Below are 14768 nucleotides of genomic sequence, written 5' to 3' on the forward strand. Positions count from 1 at the left end.
GATTAACGATCCAGACGGCCCACAGATCGTTTGTCCACTTTCTGTCAACGAACTGCTCAAACGATCTTGTCGGTGCTCCTCGGCACACTGGATCCACCACCGATCCGAGGAGACCGCCATGTGCTGGGACTGCGACCACCCCGCCGACCGAATGGAAGAACACCTGGCCACCCTGCGCCGCTGCATCGACGTGCGGGGCTGGGCGGTGCAGGCGATCGAACGGGACCGAGCCCATCCACCCTGGGCGTACACCGTCGGCCTGACCCCGCGCGGCCTCCCGGAACTCGTCGTGACGGGCATGGCCGTGCTGGAAGCGGGCCGCCTGCTGGACGACATGGCAGAACACCTGGTCCACAGCTGCCTGCCCGCGCCCGGCCACCGCATCACCGTGCCCGGCGGCCCGCTGCTGGAGGTCGTCCGCGTGGCGCGCCCCTGGGCCCACCTGCTGGTGTCCGCGCGGCTGTACGGGGAGGGCATCAAGGCCCTGCAGCTCGTGCACGCCGACGAGTCCGGGCGCTGGCCCTGGGACAGCTCCTACGAGGGGGTGGTGGGCGGCCAGCCGGTGCTGGGGGTGAGAGCCGGGCCGCCGGGCGGGTGAGCTGTGCCGTCCGTGGCGCGGGGAGGCGTTGTGGCGCTCGCCGAGCACGGTTCGTGCCGTGGGCCCGCCGCCGGCGCGGCTTCCGGTTCTGGGGTGCGGTCGTCTGTCGGCCGCACGCAGCGTCTGCCGGTGGGAGGCGGCGTCGCGGCTCGGCGGGCATGGTTCGTGCCGTGGGCCTGCCGCCAGCGCAGCCCGCCGGCTCACAGGCGCCGCAGCCCTCCAGCCACGCAGTACCTGCTGGCGCGGAGGCTCAGTCCCACCGCCTGGCGCCGCAGCCCTCCAGCCACGCAGCACCTGCTGGCGCACAAGCTCAGCCCGCTGCTCGGCGCCGCAGCCTCCAGCCACGCAGCACCCGACGGCGCACAGGCTCAGCCCACCGCCCGGCGCCGCAGTTCCCCAGCCACGCGGCCCCACCAGCGCGGAGGGCTCAGCCCACTGCCCGGTTGATCCGCTCACCCAGCCCCCGCAGGTGCTCCACCAGCTCACCGGGCCCGTGCACCACGAAGTCGCACCCCAGCAGCGTCAGCCGGAACGCGAGGTAGTCGATCGTGTCCTCGACGCTGTGCCAGGAGCACGACCCGTCGTCGACGGCGGTCAGGTCGCCGGCGAAGTCCGCCAGCCGTGCCCGTGCCAGTTCCACGGGCAGCCGCAGGGTCGCGCGGGCCCGGTAGGTCGGCGCCGAGTCGTACATCTTCCGCGTCACGAACTCCGTCGCGTCCCCGCCGGGCGGCACGCGGGGTGTGAAGCGGGCACCGGTGGCCAGCGCGGCTGAGACGCGGTCCAGCCGGAAGATCCGCCAGTCGTCACGGTCCACGTCGAAAGCGAGGAGGTACCAGCGCCGGCCGAGCGCTACCAGCTGAATGGGCTCCACGTGCCGTTTCGACACCACGTTCTCGTGGGCGATGTAGGCGAACCGCACCCGTTCGCGGGCGGCGACCGCGCCGGCGATCACGGTCAGCTGGCCGGGGTCGACCAGCGCGGCGTACGAGGCCGGGGTGGGCGCGGTGGCCGACGTGAGCGACGAGACGCGCCGGGCCAGCCGGGACGGCAGCACCTGCTGCAGCTTCGCCAGGGCGCGCACCGACGCCTCGGCGATGCCCGCCACCGGTTGCCGGGCGGCGGTGCGCAGGCCGACCGCGATGGCCACGGCCTCCTCGTCGTCGAGCAGCAACGGCGGCATCGCCGCGCCCGCGCCGAGCCGGTACCCGCCGAGCACGCCCATCGACGCCTCGACGGGATAACCGAGGTCGCGCAGGCGGTCGATGTCACGCCGCACCGTGCGAGGCGTGACCTCCAGCCGTGCCGCGAGCTCGCTGCCGGGCCACTCGCGCGGTGTCTGCAGCAACGACAGCAGGCGCAACAACCGGGCCGCATCACTCATGCCGCGAAACCTAGCCCAGAAGTAGGACCGAGATCGTCCTACATGGCTCATACGGTCGTCCTGACGAGCAAAGGGGAGACCGGATGAACATCGTGCCCGAGGGCTACCACACCGTGACGCCGTGGCTGATCAGCCGAGGGAGGACGGCCGAGCTGATCGACTTCATCACGGAGGTGTTCGACGCGACCGAACTCGGCCGCGTCGGCGAGGCACCGGAGATCGGCCACGCGGAGGTCCGCATCGGCGACTCGGTCGTGATGCTGTTCGACCAGCCGAACTGGCAGCCCACGCCCGCGTTCCTGCGCCTCTACGTCGCCGACGACGCGGCCGCGCTCCAGCGTGCCGTGAAGCTCGGCAGCAGGATCGTCACCGAGCCCACCGAGCTGTTCTGGGGAGATCGGGTCAGCCGGTTCGCCGACCCGTTCGGCAACCTGTGGTGGCTGCACCAGCGGGTCGCGGAGCCCACCGCGGAAGAGCTGGACGCCAGAATGGCGGACCCGAGGTTCGTCGAGGCCATGAACTACGTGCAGAGCGCGGACTTCGCCCCGCGGACGTGACCCGGCCCGCGGTACCGGCCGAGCCCCACGGCGTCGAACCCGTCGTGGGGCAGTGCACGTCAGCCGGTGACCCGGTCCCGTTCGTCCGCGGTCAGCGTCGGTTCCGGTGCCGCCGACCGGGGCCCGCGCATCGTCGCCCAGAACACCTTGGGGCTCAGCAGGTTCGCCATCGGCGCGGACAACGTGAACGCCTCCAGGAACGCCCGCGTCACCGGCGCCTCGGTGGTCGCCGTGCGCACGAGCCGGTCCACATAACGCTGCAGCACCCGCCCGGCCAGCGGCAACGGCTTCCCGACCGCACCCGGATACAGGATGTCCTGGTTGGTCGCCATCGCCCAGGCCCCGTCGACCACCTTGCCGATGCCGCGCTGGATCTGCTGCTCGGAGTGCCCGGCCGCCAGACCGGCGTCCAGCGCCTGCGCGCTCTGCGCCGCGACCGACATGCCATGCCCGTAGACGGGGTTGTAGGTGGCCACCGAGTCGCCCAGCGCCAGCAGGCCGCGCGGCCACGACTTCAAGCGCTCGAAGAACATCCGCCGGTTCGCGGTGCTGTGCGACCCGTACACCGGCGACAGCGGCTCGGCCGCGGCGATCAGCTCGCCCACGACCGGGTTGCGCACCGAGCGGGCGAACGACACGAACTCCGACTCGTCGGTCGAGGGCTCACCGCCGCGCGTCCCGGACAGCGTGACCAGCCACTTGCCGTCCTCGATGGGCAACAGGGTCGCGGTGCAACCGGGGAACGGGTCACGCGGGTTCGCCTGCACGTTGACGATCGGAAAACCGGAGGCGGCCGTCGGAGGCGCCTGGAAGATCCGCGTGGCGTAGGCAAGTCCGGAGTCGACGCTCTCGGAGTGCACGGCGGGCAGCCCGAAGTCCACCAGCCAGGCGGGCAACCGGGAGCCGCGCCCGGTCGCGTCCACGACCAGGTCGGCCTCCAGCGAGATCTGCTCGCGGGAGATCCGGTCCTCGACCAGCACCCCGGTCACCGCGTGCTGATCACCGAGCAACGACACCGGCTCGGTCCCGGTCAGTACCGAGATCTTGTTGTCCCGCAACGCCTGGCTGCGCACCACCCAGTCCAGCAGACCACGACTGCACGAGACGATGAACTGCATCTCGGGGAACCGCGGCACCCAGCCCTGGGCGCTCAGCGACACCAGGTCGTTCGGCACCCCGATCCGGTGCGCCCCGGCGGCGAACAGCGCGTCCAGCGTGCCCGGCAGCAACGACTCGATCGCCCGCGCGCCACCGGACATCAGCAGGTGCGCGTGCCGGGCCTGGGGCACGCCGGAACGCGGCGAGGGGCCGTCCGGCAGCTTGTCGCGCTCCACCACGGTGACCTCGTCGAAGTGCCGGACGAGGACGGACGCCGCGAGCATGCCCGCGAGTCCGCCGCCCAGGACTACGGCGTGTGTGGGTGCCATCTAATCCATTCCCCCTGCTGCTTGCACGCGTGCCGCGTCGGCGACGGCGGCGTCGACGATCGGCGAGTGCTGGTACGCACGTGAGATCCGGACCCACCTGTCGTGCTCGGCGGCGAGGTCGGTGCCGTCGACGATCACCGAGGCGGGACGGCGTTCGGGCGCCCGCGCGCGGCCGTCGGACGAGCCCGCGGCGCGCAGCTGGGCGGCCTCCACGACGGCGGCCAGTTCGTCCGTGGGCAGCGACGCCTGGCGCGCGAGGGACGTCGCGGCCTCGCCGACGCTCAGGTCGAAGTACGGCGTCAGCGCCCAGCGCCAGTCGTTGAGCTCGATGATCTGCCGGCGCACGCGGTGGTGCGGGTTGAGGAACTTGCCGGGCGCCACCAGCACGATCCCGGGGTTCACGTGCACCAGCGCGCGGTGCAACGGGCGCAGTGCGAAGTACGTGCGCCAGCGCCGCACCCACAGCGAGGGCGACGGGCGGCGCGGCCCGAAGACCGGCAGTGCCATCGCGATCACCAGCGGGATCATGCTCAGCGACGCCATCAGCGGCGCCGTCGTGCTCAGCACGTCGAAGCTGCGCTCGCCGGCCCAGTCCATCAGCAGCACGAACAGCTTGATGACCGCGAACGCCATGGGGAACAGCGCCGCCGCGCAGTACCAGCGCAGCCCGAGACGAAGCCACGGCCGCGCCGAGATCGCCTCGTCCCGCGAGCCCTGCCAGCAGTGGTAGGCCTGACCGCCGCAGCCGACCATGGTCGCGACGAGGTAGATGAACAGGAAGACCGCGATCGTCGGCTGCGTCGCGTAGTAGGTGTCGAAGTCGACCTGACGTTCCTCGTCGACCTCGGACTTGAAGAACAGCACGACCATCGCCGCGACGATCGTGCTGTAGCTGACGATGATCAGGCGGACCCGTTGCCACGCCTGGGCCGCCGGGTAGCGCCAGTAGATCACCAGCGCGAACGCCGCTCCGGCGAAGCAGACCACCAGGCTGTAGACGAGCAGCGCGGCGAAGTTCGGCACGCCGCTCGTCCAGTTGATCCAGGTGATGTTCGCGGGCGCCGCGAAGAGCACGGCGAACGCCGAGAAGAACACGGTCGAGATGAGCGCGACGACACGGGGACTGCCCCAGCTCGACCGCAGCGCGCGGATCTTGTACGCGAGGAGGAGCAGACCGACGATGCCGCAGGAGAGGTAGATCAGGTTAAAGATCGCCACGACGCACCCAGCGAGATCTTCCTTCGAGCGACTCGGCCACCCGGCGCACGTGCGCGGGTTCCTCGGTGGTGGCCGTGTCGGCCCACACCCGGTGTTCCGTCAGCCTTTCCAGCAGGTGGTCGGCGAGGTTCTCGGCCTCGCGCTCCTCGTCCTCGGTCAGCGTCGTCCGGCCGGCGATGATCTTCGCCATCCGCGGCAGCAGGTGCGGTGCGAGCCTGCGCATGCCCTCGTCGCGGGTCAGCGCGACGGGCTGGTGCTTCAGCAGGACGTGCGCGAACTCGTGCAGCAGCACGTGCAGGCGGTGGTACCAGGACGGGGAGTCCGCGCAGATGACGAGGTACGTGCCGTTCTCGAGCAACGCGGTCGCACCGCTCAGGCAGACCGCGTTGGTGATGGCGGCGAAGCGGACGTCGACAGCGCGCCCCAGCCGTTCGCTCATCAGCTCGCAGACCCGGCGGCTCGCCTCCTGGTGCGTGGCGTCGGGCGGCAGGTCGAGGTCTCGGGCGACCTCGTCGACCAGCTTGCGCAGTTTCCTGCGGTTCACCCGTCGCCTCCTCTCGATGTCGTCTGCAGCGGTCCAGGCTGAGATCTTCACGCCGGCGTCGTCATCAAGTGTGGTCCGCGGACGTACGGCGGCTGTTCAGTGGGAACGACCAGCCCTCGCCGACTTCGAGCGCCTGCCGGAACCCTTCTACCGCAGCGGCCCTGGCCTGTGGGGACAGATCGCCGGTGCGTTCGGCCAGACGGGTGACGAACTCGACGACGCCGAGTTCGCGCAGGGCCAGGAAGTCCGTCAGCTCCGAATCGACCCGTGCCGCCAGGTCGTCGTCGAAGAAGTACGCCGGATCGGCGCCGAAGTGGTCTGCCAGGCCGAGGATGTGCTTGAGCCGCGGGTTGTCGCTGGTGTTGCTCAGGAGTTCGCGGATGTAGCTGGCGGAGATGCTGCCGAACTGGCCGGACGAGCTGATCGAGGCCGCGACCTCCTCCGGCGACCAGGGCCCGCGGTCGGGCGGATGCACGGCCTCGAAGAGCGTGCTCAACGCCGTTGGGCGCCAACCGGGTCGTTCTGCCGGGTGCAGCTCGCGGCGTCCGTTGAGAAATGCGGCGGGGTGGACGCCGAGCGCGTCGGCGAGGTCGACGATCGCCTGGCAGGTCGGGTTGTCCTTCACGCCGAGCCGCAGCTGCGAGATGTAGCCGTGCCCGATGTCCCCGCCCCGTGACTTCACCGCGGCGGCAAGCGCTACGTTGGTGACCTTGCCCCGGCCGTCGGGCGGGTTGTTGCACAGCTCGTTGAGGACCTCGGCGAACGGCCTCACGCCACACCTCCGCTGGAGCGACCAAGGGCCTGGGGATCTTTCCACTGTTGTGGAACCAAGAGAGCATATGGCATCACAAGGGTTGAATCCACCTGTCGGTAGCCCTATGATCACACTCCGCCGCTTGCACTGGTGTGTCGCGTTTGATCCGAACGACGTCACTTCAGTTGAAAGGGGCAGTTCGGGCCAGTCAGAGCTGAAGTCTGGGGGGACTCATGGCGACTGTGCGGATGGGGCTACCGGTGGACCACGGTTCTCTGCGCCTGCACGACGAGAGCGCTCCCTCGCGCTGCAGTTCGTGCGCACAACCCGTTGGCGCGTGGGCGACTGACCGCTTGACGGGCCTCCTCGGCCGTTGGGGCTGGGACGACCAGGCACCCGCGACGTACCGCCGTGCCCAGCGCCGGTGGGAGCAGGTCGCGCTGCTCATGATCGACCTCGACCGCTTCAAGAAGATCAACGACGAGTACGGCCACCCCGCCGGCGACGTGGTGCTGAGCGATGTCGCCGCGGTGCTGACCGCCCACACGCGCCCGACGGACCTCGTGTGCCGCCATGGTGGCGACGAGTTCCTCGTGCTGCTGCCCCGCACCACGGGCGGAGAAGCGGCCATGGTGGCCGAACGCATCCTGCGCGGCATCCGCGCACTGCAGACCGAGATCACCACGAACGACGGCTACCACGTGACCCTGCACGGCCAGACGGCGTCCATCGGCGTCGCGTCGCACGTGCCCACCGCCGAGGACACGCTGATCGACCTGGTCCGCGACACCGACGCGGCCCTGCAGCGCGCCAAGCGAGGCGGCCGGGCCCGCGTCCAGGTTCACGACCCCAGCGCGTTCGCCGCCGAGCGCAAGGTGGACTCCGCGGCCCTGCACCACCTGCGCGCGTTGCAGGAACTGATGAGCAGCGACCAGCTGCCGCAGGTCCTGGTCGCGCTGTCCGACGGCGCCAAGAACGCGGAAGAGCTGCTCTCGATCCTCGGCCCGAGGGTGATCCTCACGCTGGAACGCCTGCAGGACAACGGTTTCGTGCTCCGTCGCGCGGCCCGTTACGAACTCACGGCCGCCGCCCGCGAGTGGATCACGGACGTGCTGCCCGCCGTCGCCGCGTGGACGAACCGCCACCACGGCCTCGTCCACTAGAGCGTCACCTGCGCGTAGAGCCTTGCCCCGATCAGTCACTTTCCCGGAGGCATGCCGGTGAGCGGGTGTTTTGGAGGCTTGCCACGTCGTAGCGTGGTCCTGGGGTGATGCCGGATGGCAAGAGTCGAGAACACCGTGTCCGGGGCCTCCTGCGGGAACGTGGTGCAGGCCGGATCGATCGGAACGGTGCACGTTCATTCCGGATCACCTGGAAAACCTGTGCCGCAACAGCTTCCGCCGGCGCCCAGGTTGTTCGTCAGCCGGGCGGAGGAGCTGACCGAGCTCGACAGGTGGCACGAGCGCGCAGACCACCAGCTGCTCGTCGTCGTCAGCGGACCAGGCGGTGTCGGCAAGACCTCTCTGGCGCTGAGATGGCTGCACGACACACGTGACCAGTTCCCCGACGGGCAGCTGTACGTCGATCTCGGCGCCCACGCGGAAGCCGCGCAGCCCGAAGACGTGCTCGAGTGGTTCCTCGGTGCGCTCGGCGTCGAGGTGGTGCCTCCGACCCTGGCCCAGCGGCAGGCGCTGTTCCGGTCGCTGACCGCGGACAGGTCGTTCGCGATCCTGCTGGACAACGCCGCCAGCGCGGCACAGGTCAGGCCGCTGCTCCCGGCGTCGCCGAGCTGTGCGGTGGTGGTGACCAGCCGGTGGAGGCTCAGCCCGCTCGCCATGGACGGCGCCCGGTTCATCGAGGTCGACCCGATGGACCTGCGGGACTCGGTCGAGCTGCTGGAGCGGGTGGTGGGGGAGCCCAGGCTCGCCGTGGAGGCCGACGCGGCCCGGGAGCTCGCGCGGCTGTGCGGCGGAATGCCGATCGCGCTCGGGGTGATCGGTGCGCGGCTGTCCCGGCGGCCGCGGCGCACGCTGGCCAAGGAGGTCGACGAGCTGAGCGCGGAGAACCACCGGCTCGCCGGTCTCGACCTCGGCGGCGGCGCCACCTCGGTGAGCGCGGTGCTCGATCTGTCCTATGTGGAGCTGCCGCCGCGTCAGGCCCGGCTCTACCGCCTGACTTCGTGGCATCCGGGTGTCAGCTTCGGCGTGGGGGCCGCGGCGGCGATGCTCGCGGACGACGTCGGTGAGGTCGAGGACGACCTCGACGACCTGGTGGAGAAGAACCTCCTCATCGAAGCCGGTGACGACCGCTTCCGGTTCCACGACCTCCTGCGCCTCCACGCGCGCGGGCAGGACGACGCCGAACGCGAAGAGGCGGTCCGCCGGGTCGTGGAGTTCTACCTGGACAGAGCGGTTGTCGCGGACTCGGCCGCGATCCCCGGCCGGCCGCGCGTCGGTCCGCGCTTCAAGTCCGCCGATCCGGACGTGTTCGCCTCGCGAGCCGAGGCGCTGGACTGGCTCGACCACGACCGCGACAACCTCGTGCAGTCGTTGCGCACCGCCGACGACCACGGCTGGCCGGACCTGGTCTGGCAGCTGGCCGAGGCGATGTTCGCGCTGTTCCAGCGCCGGCACCACTACTCGGACTGGCTGTCGACCCACGAGCTCGGCGCGCGGGCCGCGCAGTCGTGCGGCGAGAGGACCGCCGAAGCCCGGCTGCGCAACCAGCTCGCCGTCGCGTTCCGCAACCTTGGCCGTCTCGACGAGGCGACCGCCCAGGTCCGGATCGTGCTCGACCTCGCGGGCGACCACGATCTCGGCAGCCGGGCGACGGCGCTCGTGCAGCTCGGCTACACCTGCAGGTTGAAGGGTGAGTTCGAGGTCGCGCTCCGGTACTTCCGCGAGGCCGTCGACGTAGAGACCCTCCACGAACGGACCCGCGGCATCGGCCTCGCCCGGCGGCGCGTCGGCGAGGTGCTCGTCGAGATGGGCCGTCTCGACGAGGCGATCACCGAACTGAGGGAGTGCGAGACGCTCCTCGACAACGTCGTCGACAAGGCACGCGCACGAATGTTCCTGTCCCGTGCGTTTCTCCACTCGGACCGGCCCGACGAGGCCGCGCGCCTCGCTGAGAGCGTGCTCGCCGATGTTCGTGACGCTGGTTCACCTGTGCACGTCGCCGATGCCCTCGAGCTCAAGGGCGAGATCGCCGAACGGCAGAGCGAGTTCGTGCACGCTCGTGACCACTACCGCTCCGCTCTGGCCTGCTACGGCGAATCCCTCGATCCCGGCGCAGACCGCCTCCGGGACCGGCTCGCGGCGCTGGATCGGCACGACGACGAGCGAACACCCGACGTACCGCACCAGCAACAGCCCGGCGACCGCGAGCGCGATCTCGGCTGACGGCTCGGGCCCGGCCAGCAGCACGTCCGCGAGCGTCCGCCACCTCGGTGCCGCCCGGTCACCGCGGACGAGCAGCACGCCGTCGCGCCTGACGACACCTTCGTCAACGACCATGGCGCACCGGCGAGACCGGCACGGCGTGCGCCGGCTCCGGGATGCCGAGCAGCCGGTACATGGCCGCGCGCAGGATCACGCCGGACCGGTCGAGCCGCGAGCTGATCAGACCCGCGAACTCCGGGACGGCCACGGCCTCCGCGATGTCGCCGGTGTACCTCGGAACCGCCTCGCTGATCGCGTGCGCGAGGCTGCCGTGCCGCACGTCGGGACAGGTGGCGAGCAGCACGCGCGCACCGACAGCGGCGGCGTACTGCGTCGTCGAACCGTGGTCCCCGATGACGATGTCACTCGCGATCACCGCCGCCCGCCAGCCCTCCTCGGGCGGCACCACGACCACATCGCAGTCGGCGAGCCACGACCGCACCTGCCAGGCGCCGTGCACGGCCCAGATGTTCGGGTGCAGCACCGCGGCCACCCGAGCCTTGCCGGTGAGCTCCCGGTAGAGCTCAGGACGTTGGTAGAACGTCGATTCCGCGGTCCACGTCGAACTGATCGTGACGAGCGTGTCACCCGGCTCCACACCCAGCGCCCGCCGGTACTGCTCGCGGAAGGGCAGACTGGCCCGCATCCGGTCGAGGCAGATGTCACCCGCGACCACAGCGGCGGACAGCGCCTCAGGACACGACTCGGCGAGCACCGCGAGTTCGTCGTCATGTGACAGCACGATCGCCGAGGCCGGCACCTTCCCGTCACGCATCAGCATCTGCCGGTCGAGCCCGTGCACCGGCCGCGCCTCCCGCCCCGCGGCCCGGACCCGCCGGCGCGACTTCAACGCGCCCGCCCCGTGCGGCAACACGAGCACAGGCCCCGGCGCCCGGTCGATGAACCGGTAGCTGGCCGCGAGCACGAGATCGAACTCGTGCTGCAGAGCCATCTCCCACCCGATCACCAACCCACCGGCCGCGCTGACGAACCGCGCGGTGGCCGCGTCCGGCTCGGGCAGCGTGAAGTAGGTCTGGACGCGGAAGTCGCTGTCCAGCAGGGGCAACAGGTCGAGCAGACGCGTGCCCGCCACCACGCTGGGCACGATCACGAGCACCTTGCGGCATCCCGGCACCGTCACCCGGTGCGCGCCTCCCGCACCGAGCGGGGTGGTGAACCAGTTCATCCAGGCCTCCATCGGTCGAAGCGATGAGAAGACCGTCCCGTCCCGAGTGTTCATCGAGCTGTCAGAAACTCTTCGCGCACTTCAGCACACTTTTCGATCAAGCCCTTGTCCTGTTCCGCGCGCAATTCACGTCCAAATGTCAATGGACTGTCACCCTTCTGTCACGTTCGTCCGAACGAGTGCATTGCATTGGTGTTGAACAGGGAGGAGACTCTTCGTCGGGGATGAGGGGTGGCGCTCGTGGATGCGCGATTCACGATTTTGGGGCCAACGGGGATACGGGTCGGCGACGACGTCGACACGCAATGGGGGCCGCTCAAGGAGCGGGCCGTGCTCGCGGTGCTTCTCACGCGGCCGGGAGCCTCCGTACCTGCGTCGGAGTTGATCGACTGGGTCTGGTCGGACGAGCGTGAACTGCCGAAGAATCCGAGCCACGCACTGCACCTGTATTCCTCGCGAATTCGCAACGCGCTCGAATCTTTGCCGAACCGAGTGGAATTGTCGGTGTCCAATGGCGCGTACAGGTTGAATGTGCCGCGCAGCGCCGTGGATTATTTCCAGTTCCGCGACCACCTCGACCGCGCGCGCGAACTCGCTCGAGGTGGTGCTCACCAGCAAGCCCTGACTGCGATTCGTTCGGCATTCACGATCTGGCAGCACCAGGTGCCTCTTGAGGACCTGAAGTCCGATCGTGCCGCGTCGTGGAGGCGCAACGCCCAGCTGAACCAGCAGATACCTGCCTACAACCTCCTGTGCGGCGAACTCCTGGTGCTCGGCGAGTACAACGCGGTTTTGGAGGCACTCGACGACCTGGAGCCGGACTACCTGCTGCACCCGGTACTGCTGAAGCGGCGACTCGACGCGCTGCACCGGTTGATGCGAACAGACGAAGCCACGCAGCTGTACCTCAGCATGCACAAGGCATTCCGGGTCGACCGGAACGACGTGGCGGCAGACGATCTGCGCAAGTTCCACGACAAGCTCCAGGAACACGGCGTCGCCCACGTTGAACCTGCCGCCGGAACGGCGAACGTCCCGGCGCCACAACAACTCCCGCTCGACGTTCCCCTGTTCGTCGGCCACGAGGACAAGCTCGCCGCACTGGACGCCATGGCGACACAGCCGGGTGTCGTGGTCGTCTCAGGTTCCGGTGGGGTGGGCAAAACTGCACTGACGGTGCACTGGGCGCACACCCGCCGCTCCAGTTTCCCGGGCGTGCTCTTCGTTGACCTGCAGGGCTTCTCCGACGGAGCCGTCCTCGACGCCTCGTCCGTCGTCGACCGCTTCCTGCAGGGCCTGGGCGTACCGCCGGACCGGATCGCCAACCCGGAGCACCGCCTGGCCAAGCTCCAGTCGCTGTTGTCCGGCCGCCGACTGCTGGTGGTGCTGGACAACGTCCGTGACGTCGATCAGATCCACCGGCTGCTACCCCTGTTCTCGTCCTGCGTGGTCGTGGTGACGAGCCGGTCCAAACTGTCCGGTCTCGCGGCTCGCCTTGCGCCGCGACGAATCCCGATCGGCCCGCTTGAAGCGGAAGAGGCAAGCCGCCTGCTGCTCGACCGGATCGGCGAACGGATCGGATCGGGCGGCGAACTGGTTGAGCTGACTCGGGTCTGCGGAGGTTTGCCGATCGCGTTGAAGGTTCTCGCCAACCACATCGCGACCAGACCGGGCGTGCGACTGGGTGCGTTCGTCGACCACTTTCGCGAACGAGGCGTACTCGACATCGGAACGATGCACGGCCCACGCGCGGTGTTCATGCAGTCATTGCGCGCCTTGGAGCCTGACGCCCACTTCCTGTTCCGCACGATCGGAGCGCACCCAGGGCCGGACATCAGTGTCAGCGCCGCGGCCGCCATGGCGTCCCTGCCTGTGTGCCGCGTGCAAGAGGCCTTGGATGCTCTGGTGGAGGCCCACCTGCTGGAGCAGGCCGGTGAACTGGACCGGTTCAAGCTGCACGACCTGCTGCGCGAGTTCTCGGCAGGGCTGCTCGAGGATCCCGGGGAGCGGACGGTGGTCGAACACCGGATGCTCGACTTCTACTTGCGGACAGCGGAGAACGCGGACGTGCGGGTGTTGCCCGCGATGGTCCGCGTGCCGACGCCCGATGCCGGGAACGACGTTCGAGCGATCGAGTTCTGCGACGCGGCCTCCGCCCATCGCTGGTGCACTGCCGAAGCGAGGAACATCGTCGCGCTTGTGCGGTTCGCGATCGATGCCGGGCACTTCGAGTACGCCATGCAGATTCCTCAGCTGGTCGGCCAGATTTGGCTCAGGCAAGGGCTGACCGCCGAGGTGCTGGACCTCCTGCATGCCGGGCTCGCTGCGGCGAGGTCGCTCGGCAAGGCGGCGGAAATCGGTGCGGCCGACCTGATGCAGCAGATCGGTCACACCTACCTGTTGCGCCAGGAGTACGGGCGGGCAGAGCACTACGTGCACTCCGCGCACCTCGGCTATTTGCGGGCGGGTGGGAACCAGACTTCGGGGATCGCGATCTGCCTGCACACCGGGGCGCGAATTCTGGTAGCCACGGGGAACATCCCCATGGGCCTCGACTCGCACATCAGGGCATTGGCTTTGGTGCGCCAGCTCGGAGAAAGCGGCCGTGGCCTGGAGCGGATTTTTCTCTTCAGGACCGGGGAGGCCTACCAGAAGGCTTTCGAATACGAGCAGGCTGCGTCTTACTATCATCAGGCACTGTCGTTGGCCCAAACACAGGGCGACGAGGCGTCCGAAGCGACGATTCTACAGCTGCTCGGTTCTCTGAGTTTCGCCCGCGAACGCACCGCGGAGGCGCGAGCATTCGCTGAAGACGCCCTGCGGAAGCACGCTCGCCAGCTCGCGATCGGAAGAGTCGGTGAAGTGTGCGCGCTGCTGTCGCAGGTCGAGGCTGAAGCCGGCAATTCGTTGAAAGCTAAACAGTATGCTCGTCAGGCTATTCGCTTCTGCGGTCGTGCCGGAGCGTCGTTGAGCGAGGCGACTGCTCTCTGCGTGCTCGGACGAATCCTGGGGCAGGCTGACCAGCGCGATGGCGCGGTCGAGGCACTGGAGCGGGCTGAGGCGATCCTGCTCGACCTGGACCCGGATCGTGCGGGACAGGTGACCTCCGAACTACGTCACCTCCGAGCGGAAATCGACATCCCCGCTGCTCGGGTGCATTCACCCGTTGTGGAGCGAGGCTCCGAAGTTCGCCGACCGTAGTTATTACTTGAGAGTATCTTTCGAGGCTTGATCACCCGGTTGGGTGTCCCCCGATTTGACGTGACGGTGGGGTGCTTGGAACTATTCCAAGCCGTAGGTCCCCGACCGCATCACGAACTAAGGAGCGGACGATCAAGCCCGTCAAGAAGGTGCTGGGTTCACTGGCGATCGCTGTCGCCGTCACAGCGGGTCTCGCATCGGTGCAGGTCAATGCGGCACCGACGCCGGTCGAGACGAGCAGTCGTCACTGGGCCGACAGCGTCGAGTGCGAGATGCCTCAGAACGCGAGCCTGGACTAGTTCGAATTCGAACCGAGTCCCCCGCTCGGTTCTGAAAGAAATTTGTATTTTGTTTTCCAAGGTGGGCGGTAGTGCGCCCACCTTGGAAAACAGACGGGCTTGGTGTGCTCGTCCAGGTGGCAGGTGGTCCAACCGTTCGATTGGCCGCAAAACGTACTGCCGG

11 protein-coding genes are annotated in these 14768 nt (G+C 69.0%); 5 read left to right on the plus strand and 6 right to left on the minus strand.

Annotated elements, in window-relative coordinates; all coding sequences use genetic code 11:
* Window positions 1–118: 118 nt before the first annotated feature.
* The gene (locus tag SK571_RS29410) at window positions 119–598 is read left to right on the plus strand and encodes a DUF4262 domain-containing protein (RefSeq protein ID WP_319987327.1); all 480 of its coding nucleotides are present in this window, start codon (window positions 119–121) and stop codon (window positions 596–598) included.
* A 427-nt stretch (window positions 599–1025) separates the two neighbouring features.
* Here SK571_RS29410 and SK571_RS29415 read toward each other — a convergent pair whose 3' ends face one another.
* Window positions 1026–1979 (minus strand): helix-turn-helix transcriptional regulator, encoded by a 954-nt coding sequence (locus tag SK571_RS29415; RefSeq protein ID WP_319987328.1) that lies wholly within the window; start codon window positions 1977–1979, stop codon window positions 1026–1028.
* 83 nt (window positions 1980–2062) lie between these two features.
* On the opposite strand from SK571_RS29415, the gene SK571_RS29420 reads away from it, so the two are divergent.
* Window positions 2063–2536, plus strand: coding sequence for a VOC family protein (locus tag SK571_RS29420; RefSeq protein ID WP_319987329.1), 474 nt, complete (start codon window positions 2063–2065; stop codon window positions 2534–2536).
* Window positions 2537–2595: 59 nt separating this feature from the next.
* On the opposite strand, the gene SK571_RS29425 is transcribed toward SK571_RS29420, so the two are convergent.
* The 4 genes from SK571_RS29425 to SK571_RS29440 form a co-directional block, all read right to left on the minus strand.
* Entirely contained in the window at window positions 2596–3963 is a 1368-nt protein-coding gene (locus tag SK571_RS29425; protein ID WP_319987330.1) for an FAD-dependent oxidoreductase, read from the minus strand.
* The gene (locus SK571_RS29430; protein ID WP_319987331.1) at window positions 3964–5181 is read right to left on the minus strand and encodes an MAB_1171c family putative transporter; all 1218 of its coding nucleotides are present in this window, start codon (window positions 5179–5181) and stop codon (window positions 3964–3966) included.
* Window positions 5168–5725 (minus strand): hypothetical protein, encoded by a 558-nt coding sequence (locus tag SK571_RS29435; protein WP_090066675.1) that lies wholly within the window; start codon window positions 5723–5725, stop codon window positions 5168–5170. The genes SK571_RS29430 and SK571_RS29435 overlap by 14 nt, the downstream gene beginning before the upstream one ends.
* A gap of 64 nt (window positions 5726–5789) precedes the next feature.
* Window positions 5790–6497, minus strand: coding sequence for a hypothetical protein (locus tag SK571_RS29440; protein WP_319987332.1), 708 nt, complete (start codon window positions 6495–6497; stop codon window positions 5790–5792).
* Between the two features lie 335 nt (window positions 6498–6832).
* On the opposite strand from SK571_RS29440, the gene SK571_RS29445 reads away from it, so the two are divergent.
* Window positions 6833–7642: a GGDEF domain-containing protein gene (locus tag SK571_RS29445; RefSeq protein ID WP_319987333.1), complete on the plus strand. Its 810-nt coding sequence runs from the start codon at window positions 6833–6835 to the stop codon at window positions 7640–7642.
* Between the two features lie 219 nt (window positions 7643–7861).
* Window positions 7862–9880 (plus strand): ATP-binding protein, encoded by a 2019-nt coding sequence (locus SK571_RS29450; RefSeq protein ID WP_319987334.1) that lies wholly within the window; start codon window positions 7862–7864, stop codon window positions 9878–9880.
* A 103-nt stretch (window positions 9881–9983) separates the two neighbouring features.
* Here SK571_RS29450 and SK571_RS29455 read toward each other — a convergent pair whose 3' ends face one another.
* Window positions 9984–11105 carry a hypothetical protein gene (locus SK571_RS29455; protein ID WP_319987335.1) on the minus strand — a complete coding sequence of 374 codons (1122 nt, stop codon included), beginning with the start codon at window positions 11103–11105 and terminating at the stop codon, window positions 9984–9986.
* A gap of 231 nt (window positions 11106–11336) precedes the next feature.
* Between SK571_RS29455 and SK571_RS29460 the strand changes: the two genes are divergently transcribed.
* A complete protein-coding gene (locus SK571_RS29460; RefSeq protein ID WP_319987336.1) occupies window positions 11337–14306 on the plus strand; it encodes an AfsR/SARP family transcriptional regulator in 2970 nt (989 codons plus the stop codon).
* Window positions 14307–14768 lie beyond the last annotated feature (462 nt).

It is taken from the genome of Lentzea kristufekii (genome assembly GCF_033949925.1).
Classification (GTDB): Bacteria; Actinomycetota; Actinomycetes; order Mycobacteriales; family Pseudonocardiaceae; genus Lentzea; species Lentzea kristufekii.